The organism is Acinetobacter sp. (assembly GCF_041911495.1).
Classification (GTDB): domain Bacteria; phylum Pseudomonadota; class Gammaproteobacteria; order Pseudomonadales; family Moraxellaceae; genus Acinetobacter.
In genome coordinates, this window is sequence record NZ_JAYROT010000058.1 from 1 (window position 1) to 26,077 (window position 26,077).

Genomic DNA, 26,077 nt, shown 5'->3' on the forward strand with positions numbered 1-26,077 from the left:
ATAATTCTCTGTCACGATTTGGTCGATCTCAGCAATAAATGCAGGCACATGGGTAATTAACACGGAAATGTCATTTTTATATGGCGTAAATGGTGCAATCGACTCGGAAATGTCTTCACGTAGTCGCCAAAGATTCTGGACTTGCTCAAGATTTTGGCTCATCACCCCATCAAGCACCCAACCTTGTTCCATGCAATGCTCGAACAATTCCATCGCTTTATCCATGATCGGCTCAAACGGTGCTTCAAACTCAAGTAACACGTAGAACGGACATTCACTGTCAAATGGACGTTGTACATGACCATGATCAAGGACTTTTTGCATGGCGACTTCACCGAAGAACTCGAATGCGGTCAGGTCAATATTACTTTGAAAGGCGTGTAATACAGGCATCACCGCATCGAAGTCTGGTACACCAAGCACCAAAACTTGTAAGTCTTGCGGTTGACGTTCCAGTTTGATTTCTGCTTCGGTGACGATGCCCAGTGTGCCCTCACCACCGATGAATAAATGCTGTAGCGCATAGCCTGTCGCATTTTTGATCATGCCTTTATTAATATGTAATACATCGCCTTTGCCCGTGACCACGGTCAAACCAAGCACCCAGTTACGCGTCATACCATATTTGATGACTTTGATCCCGCCGGCATTGGTGCCGATATTGCCACCGATCTGACTTGAGCCAGCTGAGGCAAAATCAACTGGATAATATAAACCTTGCGACTCGGCGTAGTCTTGCAATTGCTCAGTCACCATACCGGCTTGAATATGTACCATACGATCGGCAGGGTAGAAGTTCAGCACTTTATTCATGCGATCAAGGCTCACCACCATTTCGCCATTGGCTGCGACTGCACCCGCAGATAGGCCTGTGCGACCGCCAGATGGTGTGATGGCGATATTGAATTGATTGGCTATTTTAACCAAATCCGCCACTTCTTGTGTGGTGCTTGGAAACACGATCACACTTGGGTTTGGCTCAAAATGTTTGGTCCAGTCTTTACCCCACGTCATCAGTGCGTCGGTGTCAGTTTTGACACGTTGTTCACTGACAATGTTTTGAATAGCGGTAAGAAAATTAGGCGGTAAATTGACAGAAGCATTCATAGGGCTCAACCCAAATATCGATGAAAAAGACATGATTCAAAATCAGCGGTATATGATATCATACTGCGATTCAATTTTTGGCCTTTGTAGCGGAGTCGTGATGAGCCAACTTTCACTTCCAAAAGATAAAATTCGTTTCCTCTTGTTAGAAGGTGTGCATCAAAATGCCATCGATACTTTGAACGCAGCAGGTTATACCAATATCGATTATCGTAAAACTGCGCTTGAAGGTGATGAACTGAAAGAGGCGATCCAAGATGCGCATTTCGTTGGGATTCGTTCTCGTACCCAGTTGACTGAAGAAGTCATTGAGTCGGCGAATAAGTTGATTGCCATTGGTTGCTTCTGTATTGGTACCAACCAAGTAGACTTGAAAGCCGCTATGGCGCGTGGTATTCCAGTATTTAATGCACCGTATTCGAATACCCGTTCAGTTGCAGAATTGGTCTTGGCGCAAGCGATCTTACTACTTCGTCGTGTCCCTGAAAAAAATATGGTCTGTCACCGTGGGGGTTGGGACAAGTCAGCTGTGGGTTCTTTTGAAACCCGTGGTAAGACCTTGGGTATCGTTGGTTATGGTTCGATCGGCTCGCAACTTTCTGTGATCGCAGAAAGCTTGGGTATGCACGTGATTTATTATGATGTCGTGACGAAGCTGCCACTCGGTAATGCACGTCAAGTCGGTTCGATGGGTGAATTACTTTCTAATGCAGACGTGGTTTCATTACATGTGCCTGATGTACCGTCTACACGTTACTTCTTTACCAAAGAACAATTTGCGCAAATGAAAGAAGGCGCAATCTTTATGAATGCGGCTCGTGGTACATGTGTAGTGATCGAAGATTTGGCTGATGCCTTAAAATCAGGTCACTTGGCAGGTGCGGCAGTGGATGTATTCCCGAAAGAGCCGAAAGCCAATGGTGAAGAATTCCAATCTCCGCTACGTGGTCTAGACAATGTGATCTTGACACCACACGTCGGTGGTTCAACCATGGAAGCGCAGGCGAACATCGGTCTTGAAGTGGGTGAGAAATTCGTTGCGTATTCTGACAAAGGTATGACTTTATCGGCGGTGAACTTCCCCGAGATCGCATTGCCATTGACAGAAGGTCAACATCGCCTATTGCACATTCATAAGAATGTTCCAGGTGTCTTGTCAAAAATCAACACACTATTTGCTGAGCAAGGCATAAATATCGCAGGTCAATCTTTGATGACTAAAGGCGATGTCGGTTACTTGGTCATGGATGTAGACGCCTCTGCATCACAAGAAGCCTTGGATACTTTGCAAAATGTTGAAGGTACGATTCGAGTACGTGTTTTATTCTAAGTATCGTTAAAGCAATAATCCTACAAAATCTAAACCATCCTTCGGGATGGTTTTTTTGTGAGCTGAGCGTGGGTTGATGAAGTTAATTTAGTAGTTGCAATTGTTTGAGCTTTTTCCAATCATCGAGCGTCACTTGATCTTTGGCAATCCACAGATGAATCGCCTTTTCCTCATGACTCACAAATTGAAAAAGCAATAATGCGCCAAAGGATTGAATTGATTTTAATTCGGCTTGTTGTTGAAGATTCGATTTGGCAACTTGAGAATTTTTAAGTGAATTTCTTGCGAGTGTCCACGTGTTTTGATCTAAATGTGCCATTGCCGTGATGGGCGAGCGATTTCTAAAAAATAAAGATAAGAAACCTGCTACGACGGTCAATAAGAACGCCCAAATACTTGGCATGGTTTGTAAAGTAAGTACAAATAAAATAGCTAATAAACCAATGTGAATCAGTAATTTATAAAAACTGACTTTGAGCTGTACATATAGACTTGACGTATCCATAACTCAATATTTCAAAATGCTTGTGATGAAAAGACAGTTAGTTGCTGTGCACGAAACTTTTCATCTTCGCAATCAAATCAAGCAATGCTTTATTCTCAGGCTCAGACACTGCCATAAACCAATCAAGCAAATCTGGATCTTCTTGTTCAACCAATGCTTCAAATAAGGCTTGCTCATCAGTAGGTGCAGTTAAATACTGAGTTTTCACATATGGGTCAAAATAAATATCCAACTCTTTTAAGCCACGACGGGCACGGTAGATGACTTTTCGCTGTTCTAAAGTAGGTTCGACTGACATAAGGTATCCTCAATGAGTGAATCGGAATCAAACCGATTAAATTCGTGAAATTGTAAACTATTTTTCCATATTTCTCTGATTTTCCGTATTGGATTGACTCAATTTGCATGAATTGTGGTCTTGGCAAAATCTGCCAGTTCTTCTTTGGATTTGAGCATTGTGCGCATTGTTTGTACATTGGCTTTGCTTTTAACTAAATGGCGAATTGAATGGTGAAAATTTTCACCTTTTAAAGATTGAATGTTTTTAAATGATTTTGAATACAAGGATTTGTTATGTCTGAAGGTGCGATTCGTCCGATTGCCAATATGCTTCCCCGCAATTTATTTAATGCTGAACACGATGCCTTTCGTGACACGGTGCGTCGCTTCTATGAAAAAGAAGTGGTACCAAATATCGAAAAATACGAAACACAACAGCATGTCGATCGTGACTTGTGGAACAAGGCGGGCGAGCTCGGTTTGCTCTGTGCGACCATGCCTGAACAGTACGGTGGCTCAGGTGTAGATCGCTTGTACAGTATGATCTTGATCGAAGAACAAGCCTATGCGATGGACTCCAGCACAGGCTTCTCACTGCACTCTGATATTGTTGCCAATTACATTAATAACTTCGGCAATGAAGCACAAAAAAGCCACTGGCTAACGAAGATGGCATCAGGTGAAATCGTCACAGCGATTGCGATGACTGAGCCGGGAACTGGATCAGATTTGCAAGCAGTGCGGACTACCGCAGAGCTTGATGGCGATGACTATATTATTAATGGTTCAAAAATCTTTATCACCAATGGCTATCTTTGCGATATGGCGATCGTGGTCTGCAAAACAGGCAAAGAGGAAAAAGGCTCTGCGAATTTATCCTTGATCATCGTTGAAGCGGATCGTGCAGGCTTTAGCAAAGGCAAACCACTCAAAAAAGTTGGGATGAAAGGGCAAGATACTTGCGAGCTATTTTTTGATAATGTCCGAGTGCCAAAAGAAAACTTACTTGGTATGCAAGGCATGGGATTTATGATGTTGATGAAAGAACTTGCATGGGAGCGTATGTTAGTTGCGATCATCTGTCAGGCAGGTGCAGAAGCAGCGCTCGCACATACTATTCAATACACCAAAGAGCGCAAAGCCTTTGGGAAAGCGGTAGCAAGCTTCCAAAATACACGCTTTAAACTGGCAGAACTACGTACCGAGATAGACTTCTGCCGTGCCTATTTAGATCGTTGTATGGAGCTTCAACTCGAAGAAAAACTTGGCATTGATGCGGCGGCGGCGGCGAAGTATAAGATTTCGGATATGTTCTCCAAAGTCGTCGATGAATGTGTGCAACTGCATGGTGGCTATGGCTATATGCTTGAATACCCAATCGCTAGAGCGTATATCGACAACCGAGCCAATCGTATCTATGCAGGGACGAATGAGATTATGAAAGAGTTGATTTCAAGAACCCTCTAATCTGTTAAATCATTGGCGAGAAAAGCGGTGCGGTGTAATGTTCCTGATGTTTCGATAATTTATCAATTTGAGATATATTTCACAGTTTGATCCGATACGGGCAAATTGTTAGACAAAATGGCTTAGGTTGAAATTATTTTTGGATAGTATAAAAATTCATCAACTGAGATAGAGGTGAGTGAAATGATTATTCCAACTTATCTTTTCGTCCTGCTAGTCATTGTTCTTGCAATCGTCATTGGTCGTGCTGGCACTGTACTTCGTGAAATGTTAGATCATCAACATTCTTAAAAAAATAAGCATTCCAAGCTTTAAGTTGTACAAAAAACAAGTCTATTCTCCCATAGGCTTGTTTTTTTATGCCTAGAATAAAAAAATAATGCTGTAGAATATTTGATCTGAGCGGTAAATTGACTATACTGCCAAGTAACACTTGCAAAGCGGTCTTTTCAACAACAATAAGCTTTGCTATGGTGAGTGGTTAGGGACATCAAAAAAATATTGAGATAGAGGACGTCTATTTATGCCTAAGGTTCAGAAGTTGCGCCAGGGTGTGGTGATCCTGCTCGCATCCGTGAAGCGCTCCGTGCGTATGGTAATTCGATTGGTGAAGGTAAGGCAGTGAATCCTGACTATCGCCTTGTCAATACAATGGCAGGCTTGATGGTGCGCTCGGTTGCAGACCGTTATTGGACTGAGAATACTGGCGTGCGTATGGCAGATGGTGGCTTTAACACATTCTGGGATGAAACTCCTGATGATGGTTTAGTTGATCTTGGTGCGGACTTGTTTGATGCCCTAGACGCTGATCCAAATGTGCCAGCGGTTGAAGCTGAGCCAGAAGCTGTCGAAGAAACCGTAGAGGCAGAAGCAGTTGAAGAGCAAGCAACTGAATCTGAAGCGACAGAATTTGAAGCGACAGAGAGTCAAGCAGAAGAAGCTGTTGAAACTGAAACTGTGGAAGAAGCAGTCGAAGATGAGGCAGTAGAGTCTGATAGCCAACCTGCGGAATAACAGTCTGTACTCAAAAGCAGTAGGCTACTGAAAATCAAGTTAAGGTAGCGAATGAAATCAGAGCAAGGCAAATTGATGTTGATTGTACTCAGTGCAATGCTGAGTGCAATTATGCAATTTGCGCCTGATTTTTTTATTTATCTGCGTGAAGTGATGTTGTCACAGCCGTGGCGATTTATTACAGCGCATTGGGTGCATGTGGGATGGGTACATTATCTACTCAATCTGATCGCCTTTATCTGTTTTCCTTTTATTTTCCATAAAATTCGCACACGCCTACTGTTACTTTTTATTGTCATTTTACCATTGATGATCAGCTTGGGCTTTTATTGGTACTTTCCTCAGATCGAAGCCTATGCAGGGTTTTCAGGTGTGCTACATGGCTTGTATGCAATGGCTGCGCTTGTGTCTATGCAATTTCCACGTGAACGATTATTTGCAACACTTATCCTTGTAGGCTTGATCGCAAAATTGATTTGGGAAGCAACGGTTGGTGAAATCTCTGCCACGATGAAAATGATAGGTAGTCCGATCTTGATCGAAGCCCATCAGCTCGGCGCATTGATGAGCATCATACTGCTGTTGATGGTTTTGCTTTGGAATCGTATCTGTTCAAAATGGGCACTTCGTTTGGTCTATTAAAAGCGGATGGATATTCGCAGATTCGACGGTAAAGACTTGGCAAGAGTTGACTAAATTAACGCAAATAATTTGAAAATAGCTATTTTCAATTGCTTAGAAATACTGCAAATTACACAAAACTGGAAAGTGAGATGTCGGGATCGGCATCAAATGGATGTAATAACAACAAGCAGATGCAATAGTCGAGAAAATGAGCTTCTCTGACTGGCGTTTGTAATTAATGTGGGATACATATGCAAGATAGTAATCAACACCACGATGCACATAAGGTTGATCCAGGGAAGCCTAGAAATGGATATGAATGGTTATCGACCATTGCCATCTTTTCTTATTGCTACTTACCCTGATCATTGGTACTGGAGAGATGATTCACGGACAGCTATTACGTGTCGGTGAGTAAATCTACGGTGATCCTGATACTGGGATTCAATACTCCTTCCTTCGTGCTGAGCCTGAAAAACCGAGTTGTGAACGCAATATTGATATTGATGCTGCAGTTCAACAACAGATGGCAGCCAATCAAAGTGATGAATTTGCGGACTTCTTTGGGGTTGCCTCAGAGGAAGATGTACGTAATTCAATCATTGCAGGGCAAGCGTCCTGTGTAGAAAAGCATAATTTTTATGATCAGATCGTCACACATATAGACGAGCATCCGAGTGTTCGGACTTATCGTGCCTTTGAAACGACTTTCTTCGGTATCTTTAAGTTTGGTACGGAATACCGTGCGTTACTGCTCATGCTCATGGTGGCGATTGCTTCGATCATTACGACGTTTAACATTCATCATATCGGGCTTCGAGCGCCGAGTACCAAGATCGACTTTAAGGTCTATGGCGTGGCAATGGTGATTGCCAACCTATTCCTGACCAGTGCCTGTATTTTCCAATACAATTCGGCGATGAATGCAGGGGTCGAAGTTGCGACCAAGATGCAGATTATTTACTGGCTGTGGATTGGTTTATTCTCACTATTGACCTTGATCAGCTTGTATAAATTGGTGAAACCGCCTGTGCCAACCCAAGAGGGTGGAAGCATTGGGCTTGCGTTCTTAAGTGTGCCGTTATATGCCTACATGGCGATTTCTACAGGTGCAAACTTTACATTCCTGATGAATTATCCGATGGGTCAAGCGATCTATTTGGGACAACTCATTGAGTTCTCAAATATCTTCTTGAGCTTATCATTATTCATTTGGGTGGGTATGTTGCTCAAGCGAACTCGTGTCGTCGATTTATTCTTGAATATTCTACGTCCGTGGAACTTTGCGCCTGAAACATTAACATGGTTGATTCTATTGGCTGCGGCTCTACCGACAGCGTATACAGGTGCTTCAGGTATCTTCGTAATCGCTGCGGGTGCGATCATTTATCGTGAAGTGTGGAATGCGGGCGGTCGTCGTCAGTATGCGATTGCTGCTGCTGCGATGTCAGGTTCGATGGGTGTGGTACTTCGTCCATGCCTATTGATCGTGGTCATTGCATCTTTGAATAAAGAAGTCACAACTGACTTGCTCTACCATTATGGTGTGTACGTGTTCTTGTTGACCTCAACGTTATTCTTGATCATTTCATTGATTTTGGCGAAAGAGAAGTTCCGTATTGCATCACCTGCGGTCGCATTCCCAAACTCTGCCAAAGCATTGGTACCTGTATCACCGTATATCGTGATCGCAGTAGCAGTTTGGGCATTCTACAAGTTTGTACTTGATACCAACTTGAATGAATTCACAGCGCAAGTGATCATGCCGATTATTCTGTTGGCAATGGTATTGTTTGATTCACTGCGTAAAGCACCTGAACCACAACCTGCAACAGGTCATTGGGATGAGTCGCTACAAGATTACGAACATGCCAATGCACCAACACATGAGCCACGTGAACAGATTGGTTTCTTCAAGTCGGTGAGTTATGCGACCTTTGAAACCATTGGTCATATTGGCGCATTGATTATGCTGATGGCATTGTCTGTGAGTGTCGGTGGCTATCTTGAGCGTATCGAAGTGATGAGCATCATGCCAACTGACTTGAGCAGTATCGTGATGGCATTGACGATGCTTGCGATCTTGATGATCTTCGTCGGTATGGTCATGGATCCATTCGGTGCGGTGATCTTGATCTCTGCGACAGTTGCGCCAGTGGCTTACTCGTATGGTATTGAACCAGTTCACTTCTGGATGATTGCATTGATCAGCTTTGAGCTTGGTTATGTATCACCACCTGTTGCACTGAATCAGCTCCTCGCAAGGCAGTCTATCGGTGATGCTGAGGTTGCAGATGCCGATGCTGAGGTACGTCACTTGTCATTCTACTATCGCTTCGAGCGTTGGTTATTACCATTGATGGTAATGTTCCCTGCGATGTTGATCGTGACCTTTGTTCCATACTTACTCAAACTGTTTGGTTGGTATCAGTAAGTGTAGTAAGTGAGAGAAACTGACCATCAATAACTAAAAATAAGCATCTTCGGATGCTTATTTTTTTTGCGTGAAATTGCAGATACTTTATTGCAGATACTTTAGAAGTTGATAAGAGTGAACTTGTTGAGAAGGACGTTGTTAAGAGAATAGGCGCTGAACTTTACGCTGAATCTGTGGTGAACACATTAGTAACGCAATAAAGATTAAACTAAAACCGATCAGATTAAACATATCAGGATATTCTTGCCAAAGTATCGCTGCCCAAATCCCTGCAAAAATAATCGCTAAATAATTCGCAGGACCAATCTGACCCGCAGGTGCGAGCTTATAGGCATGTGACATGCACAGCTGACTTGTGGTTGCCAAAACGCCTGCACCAACAAGATAAATCATTTCCATGATATCGAATGCTCGCCAATGCCAAAACATGGGTACCGCAGAAATGATGGTGGCAATTAAGCAAAAATAAAACACGATACGCACGGGTGGCTCGGTACGGGTCAATGCACGAACCGTGACGAATGCCATCGCAGCACAGAAGCTAGCGGTGATGCCAATGGCAGACAAGGTATTGAATAAACCACTATCAGGCTTTGCCACAAAAATTACGCCGATCATGCCCAAGATAGAGGTGATGAGCATCCATGACGTAATACGTTCTTTTAAAAATAACCACGCCACTAACGGAATAAAAATTGGTGAAGAATAGGTAAATACCATCGCATTAGACAGTTTCATATGTGCAATGGCATAGAAAAAGCCATACATCGCAATCAGTCCGATCACTGCACGCCAGGTATGCATCCACAGCTTTTGCGTTTTTAGATTTTGAAAACCTGATCGAATGACCAATGGAAAAATAAAAATCAATCCGATCGCATTACGAAAAAATACGATCGCAGCATTATCAACCGTATGAGAAGCGAGGCGAATCAGTACGCCCATCGTCGCAAAAAGAAAGGCAGATATTGTTAAGAGAAAGAGCGCAGTACGGATATTGGAGGTGCTGTCATGCATAATAGAAAGTTGGCACAATAATCGCTATAGTCTGAGAACTTGATTCCTGCTACAGCGTTAACCTCGTTCGCAGTATTTTTGTACATCTTCGCTCAGTTGCCTTGTATCAGAAATCAATTTCTTCGACTATATTGTACAGAAATTCTTAAATGATGCGATGTTTCTTATGTTATGGATTAATAGCAGTGAATTATTGCGCTGAAGTTTGCGTATTTTCAGAATTTTGCAATTGTGCCTCAAGCTCTGCAAGTTGTTGCTCTTTCAGCTCAAGCAATTTGTCCGCATCTTGATGTTGTTGTTCAAGCAAATCTTTTTGTTCAGCCAGTTGCTTTTGGACTTCCTCAAGTTGCGCAATTTCGTCTTTTTGTAGCGCTTGATCTTCAGCAATCGGCTGTTCAACCAGCGACTCATCTACTAAGGCCGCAAATTCTTCACTATTTTCCTGCATTTGCTCAGTTTGAGTTGTGGATTGCTTGGCAATATCTGTCAGCTGTTCATCATTTAAGCTACGTTCTTCGAGTGGACGAACTGCTGACTCTTCTGTTGTTGTCGCACTTTTAGCAGGTTGATTGTCTTGCAAACCGATGTAGGCTGCGATCGCCAAAACAACGAGGCAAATTACACCGATAATGATCCATAATGTTTTATTTGATTGTTCACTCGACATGCGTGGAAACCTATTACGTTATTAAATTTATTGGCGTTGCCGTGGTTTAAATTGTATTACCCCAATATCGTCAGGCGCTTCAGGCTCGACATAGCTTTCTTCGCTAGGTCGTTGCTCTGTATAGTCGCATTCGACACATTCGATCCACTCATCATCATGGGTGGTGATCATGACGACACGATCCTGTGCCTGACATTTTGGGCATTTCGCCCCTGCGATAAAACGTCGTTTCATGAATACAACCTATGACTTTTACAATTGATTTTTCCCATGACGTGATGCGCAGCAAAGCACGGGTTTACAGTACGAAGCTTTGCGATCAATGGATCATTGCTAAGTGTAACGAATTCACTACACCTCGTCCAATCTTTCAAAAGATTAAAAGACATCGCCAAAATGCGACGCCCGCACAGTGGATTTAAGCGCTCGTCCAACCATTGTGTCGTAGCAGCGCGTCAATACTTGGCTCACGACCACGAAACTCGGTGAAAGCTTGCAGTGCTTCGACTTGCCCACCGACAGCAAGAATGGCTTTGCGGAAGGCTTGACCTGTTTCGACATTAAAAATCCCTTCTTGTTCAAAGCGGTCAAAGGCATCACTGGCAAGCACTTCAGCCCATTTGTAGGAATAATAACCCGCTGCATAACCGCCAGCAAAGATATGGCTAAAGCTATGTTGGAAACGGTTGTCACGTGGTGTGTTGAGTACAGCAACTTGCGCACGTACGTCATCTAAAATCTGCTGAATCTGTGCGGTTGTTGGTGCAGGACTTTGCGCATGAATATCTAAGTCAAATAAGGCAAATTCGACTTGTCTTAAAGTTTGCATCCCTGTTTGGAAGAAGCGTGCTGCAAATAATGCGTCCAAAAGTGACTTTTCCAGTGGTGCACCTGAGTCGATATGCGCACTGATCAAATCTAGACCTTGCTCTTCCCACGCCCAAAATTCCATAAACTGACTTGGCAGTTCCACCGCATCCCACGCCACAGCGTGCGTACCTGCCACGCCGATATGATCGGCTTCAGTCAAGATATGGTGCAAGCCGTGTCCAAACTCATGGAATAAGGTGGTGATTTCATCATGGGTAAGCTGTGCAGGTTGATCGCCAACAGGCGGTGCAAAGTTACACACCATAAACGCCACAGGCTTTTGATCAAGTTGCTGATCTCTGACTTTAGAACGGAAGCCACTCATCCACGCACCGCCACGTTTATTTTCACGTGCATAGAGGTCAAAGTAGAATCCGCCAATCACCTGACCTTGTTCTTCTACTTCGTAATATTTAGCATCCCGATGCCAAAGATCCGCTTGCTTCTCAACGATATTCACCGCATACAGTTTTTCAGCGATTTGGAATAAGCCATTGACCACTTTTTGAATTGGAAAATATGGTTTTAAGGCTTCTTGTGACAGATTAAAGTTTTGCTGTTTAATTTTCTCAGCATAATACGCCGTGTCCCATGCTTGCAAATCAGTAATGCCATCCTTTTCCGCAAAGGCTTGGATTTCCGCTAGTTCTTGCTTGGCAGGCGCTTTGGCTTTGTCTGCAAGATCAATTAGAAATTCACGGACTTTCTCTACGCTTGGTGCCATTTTTTTCGCCAAAGACAACTCGGCATAATTGGTAAATCCAAGTAACTGTGCTTGTGATTCACGCAGCGCCAAAATCTCTTGCATGATGGCGCTATTATCAAACTCGGGATGACCGCCAAGCTCCGAGGCACGAGTGGTATAGGCATGATAGATGGTCTTGCGTAACTCACGATCATCGGCATATGTCATGATGGCGAGATAGGCTGGAATGTCTAGCGTTGCAACCGCTTGATCTACGCCTTTTTGTTCACCGTATTGACGCAGTAGCGCTTGGCTACTGGCAGGAATGCCTTTGAGCTGTACATCATCTAAGGGCAAATGATATGCCTGCGTGGCATCGAGTACATGGTTAGAAAAGTCTGATGACAGCTGAGATAAACGCGCAACATTTTCCGCATAAATCGCTTTTTTCTCAGGTGGCAGTGCTACACCAGACAATTTGAAGTCTTTGATGGCATGTTGGATAGCACTTTGCAATGCAGGACGCAAGTTGGCAAATTCGGTTTGATCAGCGATGAATTGATAAGTTTGATACAGCGCTTCGTTTTGCCCTGCTTGGGTATAAAAGTTGCTAATTTCAGGCAAGAGCGATTGATAGACTTCACGGAGCTCAGGCGTGTTCATCACCGCATTAAGATGTGACAGCACACCAAACAGCTCACTGAATTGATTTTCAAATTCATCAAACTGTTCAACAGTATGTAAGCTGTGCTGAAAATCTTGCGGTGTTTGGACTTGTGCAAGCAGATTTAAACCACGCTGAATCAAATCGAGAATGTCTTGTTTTAATTGTTGAATATTGATTTGACTGAATTGTGGTAAAGGTAATGTCGCTGGCTGGGGTTGCATATTCACACTCTAAAATATTATCTTCATTGAATTTAATAAGTGCAAAAGCATGTAAAATCAAGCGATCTAGACAAAATAATTAAAATAAAACGCTATTAGCGTTTATATCGGCATTAGCCTTTAAAAGTAACCAAAAATATTTTGCAAAACATAAACAAATCGATATTTTTTTGTGTATTTAGGTTTATCTATCTTGGTGTTTATATGAAAAACAAGTAAATTGATCATAATTTCTCTTTGCTCGAGAAATATAAATAATGCTGAACAATTTGTAATCTGGAGATTTAGCACATGGGCATGGTACAAGAATTTAAGGAATTTGCCTTAAAAGGCAATATGATGGATTTGGCTGTCGGTGTGATCATCGGTGGCGCTTTCGGTAAAATTATTGATTCATTGGTCAAAGATGTGATTATGCCTTTGATTTCATGGATCTTGGGCGGTGAAGTAGATTTCACCAATATGTTCGTGATTTTGGGTGACAACCCAAACAATATTCAAACTTTAGAAGCTGCCAAAGAAGCAGGTTTGAATATCTTCCATTATGGTAACTTTATTACCATTTTCATCAACTTTATCTTGTTGGCATTTGTGGTGTTCTTATTGGTTAAAGCCATGAACAAAATGCGTCGTAAAGAAGAAGCTGCGCCTGAGCCAGCAGCAACACCTGAAGACATCGAGTTGCTTCGTGAAATTCGTGATCAATTGAAAAACCGACCATAAGTCGCATTTTTTTAAATCACTATTAGCTACAGAAAAACGGCATTCATTGCCGTTTTTTATGGTCATTTTTAAGCTAACTTGAGCTAAGTTTTTAATAGAAAGTTTATGGTTTTCAGTTTACCATGCCTGAAAATTTGGTCATATCGAGTGAAATGAATACGCTTTTTGTTTACGGTACATTGCGACCAAATCAACCGAATGAACATATCCTTGCACCGTTAAAAGGACGTTGGCAAAAGGGTTATGTACATGGTGTGGTTCATACACTGGATTGGGGACCTGATATTGGATTGCCTGCGATCGTTCCTGATCCTAAAGCAGATCAAGTTGAAGGTTTATTCTTTATACATGATCAGCTTGATGTGCATTTGCAGATGTTGGATGAGTTTGAAGGTTTGCAATACGAGCGCGTCGAAGTACAAGGCTTTGATGACAATGGACAGCCCATTGATGCGTGGGTATATATCATGAAAAATTTGCACGACTGATTTCTATATTAAGCACAATATTAATTGTCTATTCTGAAACTCAAAAAATAAATTAGCGAAAGCCATCTATTCGGAATTTAATTTCAAGCAGATGAAAGCCAAATTGGCTTTTGATTGGACCGTGCAGTTTGCGTTCTTCTGCGCTAAAAACCAATTTATCAATCACAGGAACGAGTTGTCCTTTCTTTACCTCGCCGAGCTCACCACCACGTTTCGCTGAGTTACAGATGGAGTGTTGTTTTGCGATCTTGGCAAAATCTGCACCTGCGAGGATTTTTTGCTTAAGCGCTTCGGCAAGAGCTTTGTCTTTGACCAAGATATGGCGAACGATCGCAGTCTTCATTTAACCACTCCTTTTGTTTTTTTTCGCACTCACTTGAGTCGCCTTTTTCTTCGATTTTGTTGCGGTTGTTTTTATCTTTACCTTTTTAAAAAGCTGACATTGCGGACAAAAGGCACTGGCACGTTGTCCGAGTTTGATATTTTCGATCGGGGTTTCACAGTTGACGCACATCTCCCCGACACGCCCATAAGCAAGTAAGGTCTGTTGGAAATAGCCATTCTCACCGCTGGCATTACTATAATCCCGAAGCGTTGAGCCACCAAGTTGGATGGCATGTGCTAAAACTTTTTTAATCTCTGCGACCAAAGCAGTTACCTGCGCTTGGCTTAAACTATAGGCAGGCTGAGCAGGGTGAATCGCTGTGTTAAACAGACATTCTGTGGCATAAATATTTCCCACACCGACCACAGTATGATTGTCCATCAAGGCGACTTTAATGGCGACTTGCTTGTTTTTTAATTTTTCAAATAAATAATCGGCGTTGAAATCATCGGATAAGGGTTCTGGTCCAAGTGAATCAAGTAATTTTTCTTGATGCGTTTGGTCGAGCCAAAGCAAGCAACCAAAGCGTCTAGGATCGTGGTAACGCAAGTGAATATCGCCAAAATCAAAAACCACATGATCGTGCTTTCGTAACGTAGTATTTGGCTCACACAGTCGAAAGCTACCTGACATGCCGAGATGCCAAAGCATCTGTTTTCCCTCAAAATCGGCGATGATGTACTTTGAGCGACGACTTAAATGATTGAGTGTTAAGCCAATGAGTTGTGAAAGATCAGCAGGCACAGCCCAACGCAACGAGGGTTGATAGACCGTGACATTGACTAAGCGTAATCCCAATAAGGGTTCAAGGCTAGCTTTGGTGGTTTCGACTTCTGGAAGTTCAGGCATTCTGAAAGCATATGGCTAAAAATTTTAAGTGTGTAAATCATATCACTATTTGTTTCATCCTTTATTCATATGTTTTCGTGCATACCACGATCAGAGCGTTTGTTATTGAGTATTCGTTAGTGTCGTTGTATTAAGTTTTCATATGTTACAGGTAATAAAAAACGGATGATGATCATCCGTTTTTATCACGCTAATTAGGATTTTTACTTTACGGTATCAAGTAACATTTCTAACTCTTGTGCAGTACGACTACCCGAAATACGTTGTCCATTATTGAGAAATAATGTTGGTGTACCTGTGATATTCAAGGTCGCTGCAAGGTCAATATTTTGTGCGATTGGGTTTTTGCAGTTCTCTACAGCACTCGGCGCTTGTTTGTGAAGCATGTAGTCTTCCCATGCTTCGTAGCGATTTTGAGAACACCATACCTTTTTTGCGATCGTTTCAGCATTTGGGTGTAATGCTTTTAAAGGCATGATAAATGTGTAAATCGTGACGTTATCCACAGTTGTCAACTCTTGCTCTAGTCGTTGGCAATACGGACAGTCTGGATCGCTAAACACATAGAGTTTACGCTCACCTTTGCCTTTGACATTTTTAACTGCATTTTCTAAAGGGAGCTGACTGATGTCGATTTGACTCAGCTCTTGTTGACGTTGTTCAGTCAAGTTGGTTTTGGTTTTGAAATCGACCAAATTTCCAACAAAGAAATAACGTGCATCTTCATCGGTATAGACCAGATTGCCTGCAACTTGAACCTCATAAATGTCATCGACAGGGCTTTTACCAACGACTTTGGCACTCAAGTTTGGATAATTGTTTTTTAAATTTTTCGTCAATGTATCAGCATCGGCAAAACTTGCACTACTGAAAGTTAGCGCCAACCCCATCAATGCGATCGTTGCGTTATGTAGGAGCTTCATATCATTACTCTTTCCGTGTTTTAGACATAATGCAGAAACATCGCAGAATATACAAGATTAGATGTGTTCAAAGGCATACCACGTTGAGAGCTCGTATTCAAAACTGAAATCTTTACTGTTGCAATAGAGGAACGATATGTTGATTTTATTGGCTATTTATTCGGCAAATCAGCTCCTATAATAGCTTCATAACGAATTGGAGATGAATCATGAGAAAAGTGATCGCAAATATTAACAACAACCAAATGCATTGGGTGGGCGATGGATTCCCAGTACGGAACTTGTTTTCCTATGATCGTTTAGGTCAAGCGATTAGCCCATTCTTACTTTTGGACTATGCTGCACCTTATCCATTCCAACCGACTACTGAGCAGCATGGCGTGGGTTCACATCCACACCGTGGCTTTGAAACAGTGACGATTGCATACAGTGGCGAGGTTTCTCACCGTGACTCAAGTGGCGGTGGTGGTACCATCAAAACAGGTGATGTGCAATGGATGACCGCGGCATCAGGTGTGGTGCATGAAGAGTTCCATTCCACAGATTTTGCTCGAGATGGCGGTATCTTTGAGATGGTTCAGCTTTGGGTGAATTTGCCAGCCAAAGACAAAATGACACCACCAAAATATCAAGGTATCACTGCGGATGAAATTCCAAATGTCACCCTTGATGATGAAGGTAGTAACTTGCGTGTGATCGCAGGGAGCTATCATGATCAAACAGGAAATGACCAAAAAGGCGTTGCTTCAACCTACTCACCTGTCAACATGTGGGATGGTGTGCTGAAAGCAGGTACCACACATCGCTTCTTTGTCCCTGTGACACATAATGCGATGTTGGTCATATTGAATGGTGAAGTGGTGGTCAATAGCGATCAAACTGTCAAAGCCAATAGTGTTGCAGTCTTGGCACGAGATGGTGAGGCAGACTTTGAAGTGGTGGTCAATCAAGATGCAAAATTCTTGATACTCACAGGGGAACCATTGAATGAGCCTATCGAAGGTTATGGTCCATTCGTGATGAATACTCAAGCTGAAATCAAACAAGCTTTTGTAGATTTCCAAAGTGGTAAATTTGGTGAGATTCCAACTGAGGCATAATGTCTGAGTGAGAAATGTAAAACACATGAAAAAACGAGGTCAAGTGCCTCGTTTTTTGGTATCTACAAAACTACAGTGAAAATTGACGGTTGTGAGTGAATACCTTAATCCACCAAAACCCAGCCACTTTCACCTTTTGCCACACGTAGATCGGCGGTATTAGTTTGTGCGCCTAAGAATGGCATCTCGACGGTGACATTGACACGACAGTTCAGATCTTTGCTTTTATCCACCTTATTACAATCCAACTTTTCAAAGCGAGTCACTTTCATGATCTCACCCTCTTGCTTCATGATTCGGGAGGCAAGATTATTGGTTTGATTGATCTGTTCTTGGTAGAGCGCATGTAGTTCTTCTTGACTTGGCTGAGGGCTACAGCCTGTTAAAACCAAGCTCGACATCAGGATAATGGCGATAGATAGGATATTCTTCATTGTGATGTTTTCTCGAGTTTTTGTCATTTTGTGGCGTCATTAAATACGAACGATTTTATTGTATGGTGACTTAGTGACTTTTTAAAGCTTACGTTACTGTTTAAAGCATAGTAAATGTTACATGAAAACATAAATTGTAAATTATTATTCGTTAAAACAATGAGATTCGACAACAATACGTCATGCAGATATTTGCTTTAATGAATCTATATTTTTCACATTCATTTTTATTGGAGTAAACACAATGCATAACAAAAAAGCATGGCTAACTTTTGCCACGATTACAGGTATGGCACTTTTAATGAGCTCGGCATATGCACAGAACAGTGAAATTGCGACACAAACTCATTCACAAGGAAAGCCTAAAGCGGTTGATGCGATTGACGTGCAAAAATATGCAGGCACGTGGTACGAGGTGGCACGATTGCCGATGTATTTTTAGCGCAACTGCGCCAGTGACGTGCAAGCCAAGTATAGTCTTAATTCTGATAAAACTATCAAAGTGCGCAATCAATGCATGAATAAAGAGGGTAAGCTAGATGTATCGGAGGGCGTTGCCTATCCACAAAATGATGGTAACAGCCAATTGAAAGTCAGCTTCTTACCAAAAGGGTTGCGTTGGGTGCCTTTTAGCAAGGGGGATTATTGGGTGCTTCGTGTCGATGAAGATTACCAAGTGGCATTGGTGGGCGGACCGTCGCATCGCTATCTGTGGTTATTGTCACGGACACCTGATGTGGATGAAGCGGTGATAGAAGATTATCTCAATACCGCCAAAGCACAAGGCTACGATTTATCGAAACTGATTCGGACGAAGCATAGCGCTGAGAAATAATTGATCTATGGATCAATGCTGATTAAAGCCTTTGATAAATAAAAACGCCTCAAAGTAGAGGCGTTATTTTCAATTTTATGAATTTAATTAGAAGTGCAAACTTGTGCTTCCGTTGTAGTATCAGATCGACGACGCATTTGCCAAAGAACCAACAACATCATAATACCTGCCAAAACAGCACCTGTGAGCGATACCGCCACATAGCCAAGTCCTAGGCTCAGCACCGCACCACCTGCGGCTGCACCCACCGCATTGCCCAAGTTAAATGCACCGATATTCACAGAAGATGCCAAGCCTTGCGCTTCATGTACCACTTCCATGACACGCATTTGTAATGGTGGCACCACGGCAAAGGTTGCTGCACCCCAGATCACCAGGGCTATACCTGCACCAATCGCTGTTATTGCCAAAATCGGGAAAACGAGCATCATCACCACACCCTGCCCAGAAATTACCGCAAAAGCATTACGCCAACCGAAATTTTGACTCAACCAAGTGGCAAGTGGTACGCCACCAATATTAGCAATGGTCAGTCCCATAAACATCATGGCGACCGCACTGGCTTGTTTCTCTTTCGGTACAAGGCTGGCTGCTACCACCGAACCTATGCCAAAGAATGCGCCGTGATTCAAACTGGTAATGATTCGTGCGCCCATCAGACTGACATAGTTTGGTGCGAATACTGCCAAGATATTGCTAATGGTGAAAATCGCCATCAGCAAGATCAAAGCCTTGCGTCGTGGCGCAGATGACAATAGTAGCGTCATAAATGGCGCACCAATCATCACACCCACAGCATAAGCGGTGATCAGCATACCCGCTTGTGGAATAGAAATATCCAAACCTGTGGCAATCTCAGGTAAGAAGCCCATCGGTGAAAATTCAGTAGTCCCAATGGCAAATGCACCGACCGCAAGTGCCAACAGAGGGAGAGATGATTTCATTCGCAATACTCAAAAAAATTGAGAAAAACCCAAGTGTTTTAAGATGATGCTATTCTCGCTAAAAAAGGCTTGTTGAAAAATTGGACTTTAGGCAAAATATTGTTGACTAAAAATCAATAATAGTTGTGCTCAATACATGGCCTCTGAAGTCACATGATGGATGGTTGACCGTGAATCCAAAATTAAAACTGTCAAATGGTGAAGCGATTAGGCAACTTGCATTGCTTGGTAATGGAATAACCTGTTTATCAGAATTTGTGGTATCAAAAGACTTGAGGCATGGGCGATTGGTCGCTTTATTTGAAGATGAAAATATCATCACTTACCAAACCATCCATGCGGTGTATTATCAGCAAGATCATTTGCCGAAACGGGTACGGATATTTATCGAGTTTTTGGCAGAGAAATTAAAAAATATCGAGATAACTAAGTAGCTTTACTTTTGGATATTACAACAAAAGATTGCAAACTTAAATCCACTTTTTCCAACGGAAATAAATAATCGGTCCAATAAAAAAGATCATGATCAAAATTGCCACGATAATAAAACTGGTCGTGCCATGCGCAAAAGGTAAGACATCGGTATTCATGCCGTAGATACTGGCGATGAGCATCGGTGGCGCAAGCATACTTGGCAAAATCGAGAATCGTTTGATGGTGTCACTTTGTTCAGTATTAATGAATCCTGAGGTGGTATCCATCAGGAAGCGCACTTTTTGAAATAAGAAAGCGTTGTGTTCTACGAGTGAGCGGACATCTTCGTTGAGCTCTCGAATATCCGCATCATAGATATGACTGCCGAGCGCACGAGGGCGTGATAAGAAAGTCAAAACACGACGTAAATCAATCAAACACAGTTGTGCTTTTCCGAGCATATCTTCTTGATGGGCAAGACGTGTAATCATGTCGTCAAGATCAAGAATCTGCTCACGATGATGATTGTTGAGCACTTCGGTGGCGTACTTTTCCAAGTCCTTGTGGATATCTTCCAAGATATCCGCAAGCTCATCGAGTTTGGCTTCAAGTAGTCCTAAAAGTATCCAAACAGGATCTTTAAAATCCATGTCGTAATCATTGCGACGAGCCCGAGCACGAAAAGCACGAAAAGCAACGAGCTTCTCACCACGCAAGGTAATCAAACGATCTTTGGTCAGAATGAAAGCAACGGTCTGAATAGTCGCCGCCAACATATTTTCAAATTCTTCACTTTCACCGTCGGCTTGGAAGTTCTTGTTTTTGGTGAGGAAATAGGTACTGATATGCAAAATTCCTTCGTCATCACGATAAAAACGTGCTGAAGAAGAAATGTCTTCTAAAGATTTGAGCGTTGGTAGGTTTTGCTTATATGCCTCAAGCACCCAATCTTGCTCTTCATGGGTCGGCGCAATCAGATCAATCCACACCAACTCAGGGTGTAGATCAAAACCACCATTGATGGTGTCATCTTCTAAACTACCGCGATCGGTGGCGTAAAACGCTTCAAGCATAGTCGTCCTCCTTGCGCTAGTTGGTTAGAGTGAGTTGATCTCTAAAAAAGATGAACCGTTTAAGTTAGCCTATTGTAGTCAAGCTATTGCAAAAATTGCACTACTTAAAATCACTTTTTGCAAAAAAGCGAGTATGGTTATACTAACCGCTTATGACCAATTAATGAATATCTGAGTTTTCCTTATGCAAGCAATCGCTATTTTTTGTGGTTCATCTTCTGGTAATGATGCGCATTATGTCGAGTCGGCGCAGTTCGTTGGTGAGTATCTCGCCAACCATCAACTCACCCTTATTTATGGTGGTGGCAAAGTTGGGCTGATGGGTGCTGTGGCAGATAGTGCGCTTGCGAGTGGTGGCAAAGTGATTGGTGTCATGCCCAAAGATTTGGTTGATCGTGAAATTGCCCATCACGGTTTGACCGAACTGTATGTGGTGGCAAATATGCATGAACGGAAGCAGAAAATGGCGGAGCTTGCCGATGGCTTCATTGCCTTGCCAGGTGGCGCAGGGACATTAGAAGAAATCGCTGAGCAATGGACATGGGCACAACTTGGTATCCATCAAAAGCCCTGTGCTTTTCTGAATGTGCTTGGTTATTACGATCCGTTGATCGCCATGGTGAATCAGATGGCGAATAAGCATTTCACCAAGCAGATGTATGCCGATATGTTGATCAATAGTGATTCGATCGAAACCATCGTTGAAGCCTTCCAAAACTATCAAGCACCGCATGCCAAGTGGACAAAAGGGGCGGTCGAGCCGTGATTTAAATAAAGAATTTGTGAAAAGTAAGTATCTCCTTAATAATCTTATTGTGGTATCTCGTGAATTCAAATTAAATTTTAAGGAAAATTATGGATATCCTAGACCAACATAAAATTTTAATATTTATTTTTTTCTGTATTCCAGGATTCGTTGCGTTAAAGACATATGATTTTTTCTATTCAGTCGGTAAAAAGGAGATTGGGAAAGAAATTATAGATGCACTTTTTTTTAGTTGCTTAAATTATGCAGTTGTTGGATTCCCTCTTATTTATTTTATTGATAAATATGTTTTAAATATTGGGTGCTTATTTTTCTTGGGAGTCCTCACATTACTTATTTGTCCTTGTTTCTTAGCATTTGTTTGGGTTTGTTTAGTTAACTGGGTATCTAAAAATTTTCAAGCAGGGAAATAACCACACAAATCACCTTTAGAATACTTTAATGTAGAGATTCGAAAAAATAAGCATGCTTGGGTGCAAGTGGAGCTCAACGATGGCACATTAATCGGTGGCGTATTCGGATTCTTGACAAGTTACCCTGAAGAGTTGGGAATTTTCTTAAAACAGTTTTGGGCTCTTGAATATGATGTGTTTAAACGCAACAATGATGAGAAAGATCTTGGGATTGTGATTTTGTCAAAAGATATAAAAACGATGGCATTTTCAGAAATTTCATAGGATTGGAGTAAACATGAGTAATCAGAAAAAAGTTCATGTGCCTTTGAGCACATCTGAGCTTAAAGGACACGTAGCACCATCTTGACCTATTCCCGAATTCACACCACCACCACCTCGCCCCACTAAGTCAAAGCCTTAAAAATAATTCTATGTGGATTTTCATTGTATTAAAGAGTTATACGCTTTTTAGCCTCATCATAGGCGGCACTATCAGCACGTTTGCCAACGGTGATGAGTAAAATCACCACTTCATCATCTATGACTTGATAGACCAATCTCACTCCAGCTTTAAGTAATTTGATCTTATAGCAACCTGCAAGATCACCTCGAAGTAGGTTCTTAGGAATATGTGGTTGTTCAATGACTTTGGCGAGCTTTTTCTTGAGTTGATCACGGATAGCGACAGGGAGATTATCCCATTCTCTCGTAAAATCCTTATGTCGTAATAGCTTATAAGTCATCTAAAGTGACTTCCTCAAACATCTCTTTTGAATCATTGATACGTTTGCGAACGATCGCCAAAAGCTCGGCATCATCCTCAGAAAGTAGCGTCTTTTGTACAGGGAGCTTCCCAGTGTTTGCAATATATTCAAGCATATTGGTGAAGAACTCCGTCGGTGCAATACCTTGCTCCTTTAGCACGGCATAAGATTTCTTCTTGAGTGCTTCATCCACTCTAAAGTTTACAGTTGCCATTTTTATACTTCCGAAGTTATTTGATATATCTATTGTAATGCAATTTGCATTACAGGTAAATTAATGTGCTATTTTATAATTGTTTCAATCAATTCTAATGCCTCGCATCGCACAAACAAGCCACCTGCACATTGCTACAGCCAAGCTCGGTGAGTAGATTTTTCACCGCAAGTACACTTGCACCAGTGGTGATCACATCATCCAAGATCAATACTGAGTTATAGCGTTTCTCCGACGTATTTAGCACCATCTGCGCTTCGGCATGTACCAGTCGTTCACTACGATCTGCGCCACGTTGGCTGATTCCAGACTCACGAGAGATTGGTCGCCAAATCGGCAGTTGCCATGTTGTACTTAAGGCTTGTGCCAACAGCTCGGATTGATTAAAACCTCGAAAGATCAGTTTTTCTATTGAGATTGGCATCGGCACGATGGCTTGTACCCGAGGTTTTGGCATCGTGAGTAAACATGCAACCAGTAAATCGACATATTGCAATTGTGCTTGATCTTTATACGCATGCAGGATGCGATTCATCGGAAAACGATATTCACATGCCACCCAGCAAGCAACTTCATGGCGCTCGATTACTTGTTGTTTCCACGGCAAGGTCTGCCAACATTGATGGCAGACACCATGTTGTTTCGCTCGTGAAGTCTGACACAGCAAACACGGTTGCAAATCAAAAGTCGGTAGACGAAACGTCGCTTTGGAAAAGGTATGTTGTAGCTTTTCAAACAAAGACAGATTAGATAAAGGCATAGCGTGGTGCCTCGGGTAGCCAGCGTTGCATCAGTGCATCGGCATGCTGTGGATGGGTCTGTAAAATCTGCTCAGCGGCCTGATGGGCACGAGCCAATAAATATTCATCACGTTGCAGATCAGCCACTCGAAAGCTCACGCTCCCCGTTTGTTTGGTCCCAAGTACATCACCCGGCCCACGCAGTTCTAGATCACGTTCGGCGATTTCAAAACCATCATTGGTCTGACGTAGGATATCTAAGCGAGCTTGACCATTTTGCGATAGTGGCGATTTATATAGCAACACACAGAAGCTCTGCTGTGAACCTCGTCCAACCCGCCCACGGAGCTGATGTAGTTGCGATAGTCCGAGCCGTTCTGCATTTTCAATCACCATGATGGAGGAATTTGGCACATCAACACCGACTTCGATCACCGTGGTAGCGATCAATAATTGTAAATCATGATTTTTGAATTGTTGCATGACCAATTGCTTTTGTTCAGGTTTGAGTTTGCCATGTGCCAAACCAATTTTTAGATCAGGGAATTTCTCGGACAACTCTTGAAAAATCGCTTCAGCAGCCTGCGCATCTAAAGTTTCAGATTGTTCAACGAGGGTGCAAACCCAGTAGGCTTGCTTGCCTTCCATGCAACTTTTATAGATGCGTTGCAGTACTTCTTCACGACGTTCGATTGGCATCGCAACAGTCTGGATCGGTGTGCGTCCAGGTGGCAGTTCATCAATGATTGAGGTATCCAAATCACCATAGGCACTCATCGCCAAAGTCCGTGGAATTGGGGTGGCAGTCATCACCATCTGATGCGGTGTCATGCCATCTGCGCCTTTGTCCCGTAAGGCAAGGCGTTGATCGACACCAAAACGATGTTGCTCATCAATGATGACTAAGCCCAAACGCTTAAATTCAACTTGCTCTTGGAACAGTGCATGTGTACCAATCACAATCTGCGCTTGTCCTTGTTTGATCTTCTCAAGGGCGATATTTTTCTGTTTTGTGCGCAGTTTTGATGCCAAAAAAACCACTTCTAAACCACCATTTCCAGTATCAAGTACGCTAAACCATTGATCAAAGTTGAGATAATGCTGTTCCGCCAAGATCTCGGTCGGTGCCATGATTGCCACTTGCCAACCTGATTCTAAGACATGACTGCTTGCCATCGCAGCGACTAATGTTTTTCCTGCACCCACATCGCCTTGCACCAAGCGCAGCATCGGTTTATGGGTTTGCAAGTCATTGAGAATTTCTTGGCTGACCCGTTGCTGTGCGTTGGTCGGTGTAAAGGGAAGCTGTGTCAAAAGTCTTTTGAGCAGATTTTTGCTCGGTGACATTTTTGGCGCTTGGATTTGTTGAATATAATGACGACGCTGTAAAAGACTAATTTGATGAGTGACCAATTCTTCAAAAATCAGCCGTTGCTGTGCAGGGTGGCGTGCTTCACGAAGCTGAGCAACATTTGAGCCCAAAGGCGGATGGTGAATAAAGTTTAAGGCTTGGATCAGGTCAAACTTCTTGGCAATCCCTTCAGGCATCAGTTCTTGCAGATCATGCGCATACTGCTTTAAACATTGATCAATGATCTGACGGAGTTTGGCTTGTTTTAGTCCATCGGTACTTGGGTAGATTGGCGTAAGTTGTGAGTTCGCCTGTAATTGTGCAGATTTAGAAATGATCTCAGGATGGTACATTTCCAAGCCACGTGCGCCAAGACGCACCTCACCAAAGACACGAACATACTCGCCGATTGCCAATTGTTCAGTTAATGCTTTATAAAAATGATAAAAGCGTAAAGTGACTTTGCCCACACCATCAGAAAGCAGTACCGCCATGGATCTTTTTTTGCCTGCAGGAAAATCGACCGATTTGACCTCGCCTTCGATCAGCACCGTGCGACCAACCTGTAAGGATTGCATATCGAGCAAAGTGCTACGATCTTCATAATCACGGGGCAGATGAAATAATGCATCGTGTGTGGTGAATAGGTTGAGCTTTTCCAGTTGCACAAGGTTGGCATCGGTGATTTTGGCAAGCTTGGAGAGCGGAATATTCATTGCTGATGAATGTTTTATCTATTGATTTGCACTCATGATATGCAAGCGATAGGGAAAGTGCAATGCAATGACT

The 26,077-nt window shown here is 42.6% G+C and carries 25 protein-coding genes and 4 pseudogenes; 12 read left to right on the forward strand and 17 right to left on the reverse strand.

Annotated features, from left to right (window positions below; genetic code table 11):
- The coding region (locus tag ACE3PQ_RS07115) for an FAD-binding oxidoreductase (protein WP_374296473.1) at positions 1 to 1,107 on the reverse strand (1,107 nt) is incomplete at its 3' end.
- A 100-nt stretch (positions 1,108 to 1,207) separates the two neighbouring features.
- On the opposite strand from ACE3PQ_RS07115, the gene serA reads away from it, so the two are divergent.
- Entirely contained in the window at positions 1,208 to 2,437 is a 1,230-nt protein-coding gene (gene serA / locus ACE3PQ_RS07120; RefSeq protein WP_374296475.1) for a phosphoglycerate dehydrogenase, read from the forward strand.
- Positions 2,438 to 2,519: 82 nt separating this feature from the next.
- Here serA and ACE3PQ_RS07125 read toward each other — a convergent pair whose 3' ends face one another.
- Positions 2,520 to 2,942 carry a hypothetical protein gene (locus tag ACE3PQ_RS07125; protein ID WP_374296477.1) on the reverse strand — a complete coding sequence of 141 codons (423 nt, stop codon included), beginning with the start codon at positions 2,940 to 2,942 and terminating at the stop codon, positions 2,520 to 2,522.
- Between the two features lie 37 nt (positions 2,943 to 2,979).
- Positions 2,980 to 3,240, reverse strand: a complete 261-nt coding sequence (locus ACE3PQ_RS07130) for a succinate dehydrogenase assembly factor 2 (RefSeq protein ID WP_374296479.1) — start codon at positions 3,238 to 3,240, stop codon at positions 2,980 to 2,982.
- Positions 3,241 to 3,515: 275 nt separating this feature from the next.
- On the opposite strand from ACE3PQ_RS07130, the gene ACE3PQ_RS07135 reads away from it, so the two are divergent.
- The 4 genes and pseudogenes from ACE3PQ_RS07135 to ACE3PQ_RS07150 all read left to right on the forward strand — a co-directional run bounded on the left by ACE3PQ_RS07135 (position 3,516) and on the right by ACE3PQ_RS07150 (position 8,760).
- Positions 3,516 to 4,688 (forward strand): acyl-CoA dehydrogenase family protein, encoded by a 1,173-nt coding sequence (locus ACE3PQ_RS07135; protein ID WP_374296481.1) that lies wholly within the window; start codon positions 3,516 to 3,518, stop codon positions 4,686 to 4,688.
- 621 nt (positions 4,689 to 5,309) lie between these two features.
- Positions 5,310 to 5,702, forward strand: coding sequence for a hypothetical protein (locus tag ACE3PQ_RS07140; protein ID WP_374296482.1), 393 nt, complete (start codon positions 5,310 to 5,312; stop codon positions 5,700 to 5,702).
- Between the two features lie 51 nt (positions 5,703 to 5,753).
- A complete protein-coding gene (gene rrtA, locus ACE3PQ_RS07145) occupies positions 5,754 to 6,344 on the forward strand; it encodes a rhombosortase (protein WP_374296484.1) in 591 nt (196 codons plus the stop codon).
- Positions 6,345 to 6,577: 233 nt separating this feature from the next.
- Positions 6,578 to 8,760, forward strand: a pseudogene (locus tag ACE3PQ_RS07150) (TRAP transporter large permease subunit).
- 141 nt (positions 8,761 to 8,901) lie between these two features.
- Here the strand turns inward: ACE3PQ_RS07150 and ACE3PQ_RS07155 are convergent.
- The 4 genes from ACE3PQ_RS07155 to ACE3PQ_RS07170 all read right to left on the reverse strand — a co-directional run bounded on the left by ACE3PQ_RS07155 (position 8,902) and on the right by ACE3PQ_RS07170 (position 12,890).
- Positions 8,902 to 9,780 carry a DMT family transporter gene (locus ACE3PQ_RS07155; RefSeq protein ID WP_374296486.1) on the reverse strand — a complete coding sequence of 293 codons (879 nt, stop codon included), beginning with the start codon at positions 9,778 to 9,780 and terminating at the stop codon, positions 8,902 to 8,904.
- A 190-nt stretch (positions 9,781 to 9,970) separates the two neighbouring features.
- Positions 9,971 to 10,447 (reverse strand): hypothetical protein, encoded by a 477-nt coding sequence (locus ACE3PQ_RS07160; RefSeq protein WP_374296488.1) that lies wholly within the window; start codon positions 10,445 to 10,447, stop codon positions 9,971 to 9,973.
- A gap of 27 nt (positions 10,448 to 10,474) precedes the next feature.
- The gene (locus ACE3PQ_RS07165) at positions 10,475 to 10,681 is read right to left on the reverse strand and encodes a YheV family putative zinc ribbon protein (RefSeq protein ID WP_374296490.1); all 207 of its coding nucleotides are present in this window, start codon (positions 10,679 to 10,681) and stop codon (positions 10,475 to 10,477) included.
- Positions 10,682 to 10,865: 184 nt separating this feature from the next.
- Positions 10,866 to 12,890 carry a M3 family metallopeptidase gene (locus tag ACE3PQ_RS07170; RefSeq protein WP_374296492.1) on the reverse strand — a complete coding sequence of 675 codons (2,025 nt, stop codon included), beginning with the start codon at positions 12,888 to 12,890 and terminating at the stop codon, positions 10,866 to 10,868.
- Positions 12,891 to 13,181: 291 nt separating this feature from the next.
- Here ACE3PQ_RS07170 and mscL point away from each other — a divergent pair, with 291 nt between their 5' ends.
- Both mscL and ACE3PQ_RS07180 read left to right on the forward strand, forming a co-directional pair.
- Positions 13,182 to 13,613 carry a large conductance mechanosensitive channel protein MscL gene (gene mscL / locus ACE3PQ_RS07175; protein WP_374296493.1) on the forward strand — a complete coding sequence of 144 codons (432 nt, stop codon included), beginning with the start codon at positions 13,182 to 13,184 and terminating at the stop codon, positions 13,611 to 13,613.
- 152 nt (positions 13,614 to 13,765) lie between these two features.
- Positions 13,766 to 14,101: a gamma-glutamylcyclotransferase family protein gene (locus ACE3PQ_RS07180; protein ID WP_374296495.1), complete on the forward strand. Its 336-nt coding sequence runs from the start codon at positions 13,766 to 13,768 to the stop codon at positions 14,099 to 14,101.
- A gap of 52 nt (positions 14,102 to 14,153) precedes the next feature.
- On the opposite strand, the gene ACE3PQ_RS07185 is transcribed toward ACE3PQ_RS07180, so the two are convergent.
- The 3 genes from ACE3PQ_RS07185 to ACE3PQ_RS07195 form a co-directional block, all read right to left on the reverse strand.
- Positions 14,154 to 14,444 (reverse strand): peptidylprolyl isomerase, encoded by a 291-nt coding sequence (locus ACE3PQ_RS07185; RefSeq protein ID WP_374296497.1) that lies wholly within the window; start codon positions 14,442 to 14,444, stop codon positions 14,154 to 14,156.
- Positions 14,445 to 15,335, reverse strand: coding sequence for a bifunctional DNA-formamidopyrimidine glycosylase/DNA-(apurinic or apyrimidinic site) lyase (mutM, locus tag ACE3PQ_RS07190; RefSeq protein ID WP_374296498.1), 891 nt, complete (start codon positions 15,333 to 15,335; stop codon positions 14,445 to 14,447). It lies immediately after the preceding gene.
- A 203-nt stretch (positions 15,336 to 15,538) separates the two neighbouring features.
- Positions 15,539 to 16,258 carry a DsbC family protein gene (locus tag ACE3PQ_RS07195; RefSeq protein ID WP_374296500.1) on the reverse strand — a complete coding sequence of 240 codons (720 nt, stop codon included), beginning with the start codon at positions 16,256 to 16,258 and terminating at the stop codon, positions 15,539 to 15,541.
- A gap of 209 nt (positions 16,259 to 16,467) precedes the next feature.
- On the opposite strand from ACE3PQ_RS07195, the gene ACE3PQ_RS07200 reads away from it, so the two are divergent.
- Positions 16,468 to 17,358 carry a pirin family protein gene (locus tag ACE3PQ_RS07200; RefSeq protein ID WP_374296502.1) on the forward strand — a complete coding sequence of 297 codons (891 nt, stop codon included), beginning with the start codon at positions 16,468 to 16,470 and terminating at the stop codon, positions 17,356 to 17,358.
- Positions 17,359 to 17,462: 104 nt separating this feature from the next.
- Here ACE3PQ_RS07200 and ACE3PQ_RS07205 read toward each other — a convergent pair whose 3' ends face one another.
- Positions 17,463 to 17,792, reverse strand: coding sequence for a hypothetical protein (locus ACE3PQ_RS07205; protein ID WP_374296504.1), 330 nt, complete (start codon positions 17,790 to 17,792; stop codon positions 17,463 to 17,465).
- 301 nt (positions 17,793 to 18,093) lie between these two features.
- Here ACE3PQ_RS07205 and ACE3PQ_RS07210 point away from each other — a divergent pair.
- Positions 18,094 to 18,627: pseudogene (locus ACE3PQ_RS07210) on the forward strand (lipocalin family protein).
- An 83-nt stretch (positions 18,628 to 18,710) separates the two neighbouring features.
- Here ACE3PQ_RS07210 and ACE3PQ_RS07215 read toward each other — a convergent pair.
- Entirely contained in the window at positions 18,711 to 19,571 is an 861-nt protein-coding gene (locus tag ACE3PQ_RS07215) for an MFS transporter (RefSeq protein ID WP_374296506.1), read from the reverse strand.
- Positions 19,572 to 19,699: 128 nt separating this feature from the next.
- Here ACE3PQ_RS07215 and ACE3PQ_RS07220 point away from each other — a divergent pair.
- A pseudogene (locus tag ACE3PQ_RS07220) lies at positions 19,700 to 20,005 on the forward strand (LysR substrate-binding domain-containing protein); the annotation flags it as partial.
- Positions 20,006 to 20,041: 36 nt separating this feature from the next.
- Here ACE3PQ_RS07220 and ACE3PQ_RS07225 read toward each other — a convergent pair.
- Positions 20,042 to 21,058 (reverse strand): CorA family divalent cation transporter, encoded by a 1,017-nt coding sequence (locus ACE3PQ_RS07225; RefSeq protein ID WP_241570131.1) that lies wholly within the window; start codon positions 21,056 to 21,058, stop codon positions 20,042 to 20,044.
- Positions 21,059 to 21,242: 184 nt separating this feature from the next.
- Between ACE3PQ_RS07225 and ACE3PQ_RS07230 the strand changes: the two genes are divergently transcribed.
- Positions 21,243 to 21,824 carry a TIGR00730 family Rossman fold protein gene (locus ACE3PQ_RS07230; protein WP_374296508.1) on the forward strand — a complete coding sequence of 194 codons (582 nt, stop codon included), beginning with the start codon at positions 21,243 to 21,245 and terminating at the stop codon, positions 21,822 to 21,824.
- An 89-nt stretch (positions 21,825 to 21,913) separates the two neighbouring features.
- Positions 21,914 to 22,501, forward strand: a pseudogene (locus ACE3PQ_RS07235) (DUF6338 family protein).
- A 167-nt stretch (positions 22,502 to 22,668) separates the two neighbouring features.
- On the opposite strand, the gene ACE3PQ_RS07240 reads toward ACE3PQ_RS07235, so the two are convergent.
- The 4 genes from ACE3PQ_RS07240 to recG form a co-directional block, all read right to left on the reverse strand.
- Complete coding sequence (locus ACE3PQ_RS07240; protein WP_374296510.1) at positions 22,669 to 22,962, reverse strand: type II toxin-antitoxin system RelE/ParE family toxin; 294 nt, start codon at positions 22,960 to 22,962, stop codon at positions 22,669 to 22,671.
- On the reverse strand, positions 22,952 to 23,197 hold the full coding sequence (locus ACE3PQ_RS07245; protein ID WP_374296512.1) for a type II toxin-antitoxin system RelB/DinJ family antitoxin: 246 nt from the start codon (positions 23,195 to 23,197) through the stop codon (positions 22,952 to 22,954). The genes ACE3PQ_RS07240 and ACE3PQ_RS07245 overlap by 11 nt, the downstream gene beginning before the upstream one ends.
- Before the next feature lie 94 nt (positions 23,198 to 23,291).
- Positions 23,292 to 23,957, reverse strand: a complete 666-nt coding sequence (locus tag ACE3PQ_RS07250) for a ComF family protein (protein WP_374296514.1) — start codon at positions 23,955 to 23,957, stop codon at positions 23,292 to 23,294.
- Positions 23,944 to 26,022: an ATP-dependent DNA helicase RecG gene (recG, locus tag ACE3PQ_RS07255; protein ID WP_374296580.1), complete on the reverse strand. Its 2,079-nt coding sequence runs from the start codon at positions 26,020 to 26,022 to the stop codon at positions 23,944 to 23,946. The genes ACE3PQ_RS07250 and recG overlap by 14 nt, the downstream gene beginning before the upstream one ends.
- Positions 26,023 to 26,077 lie beyond the last annotated feature (55 nt).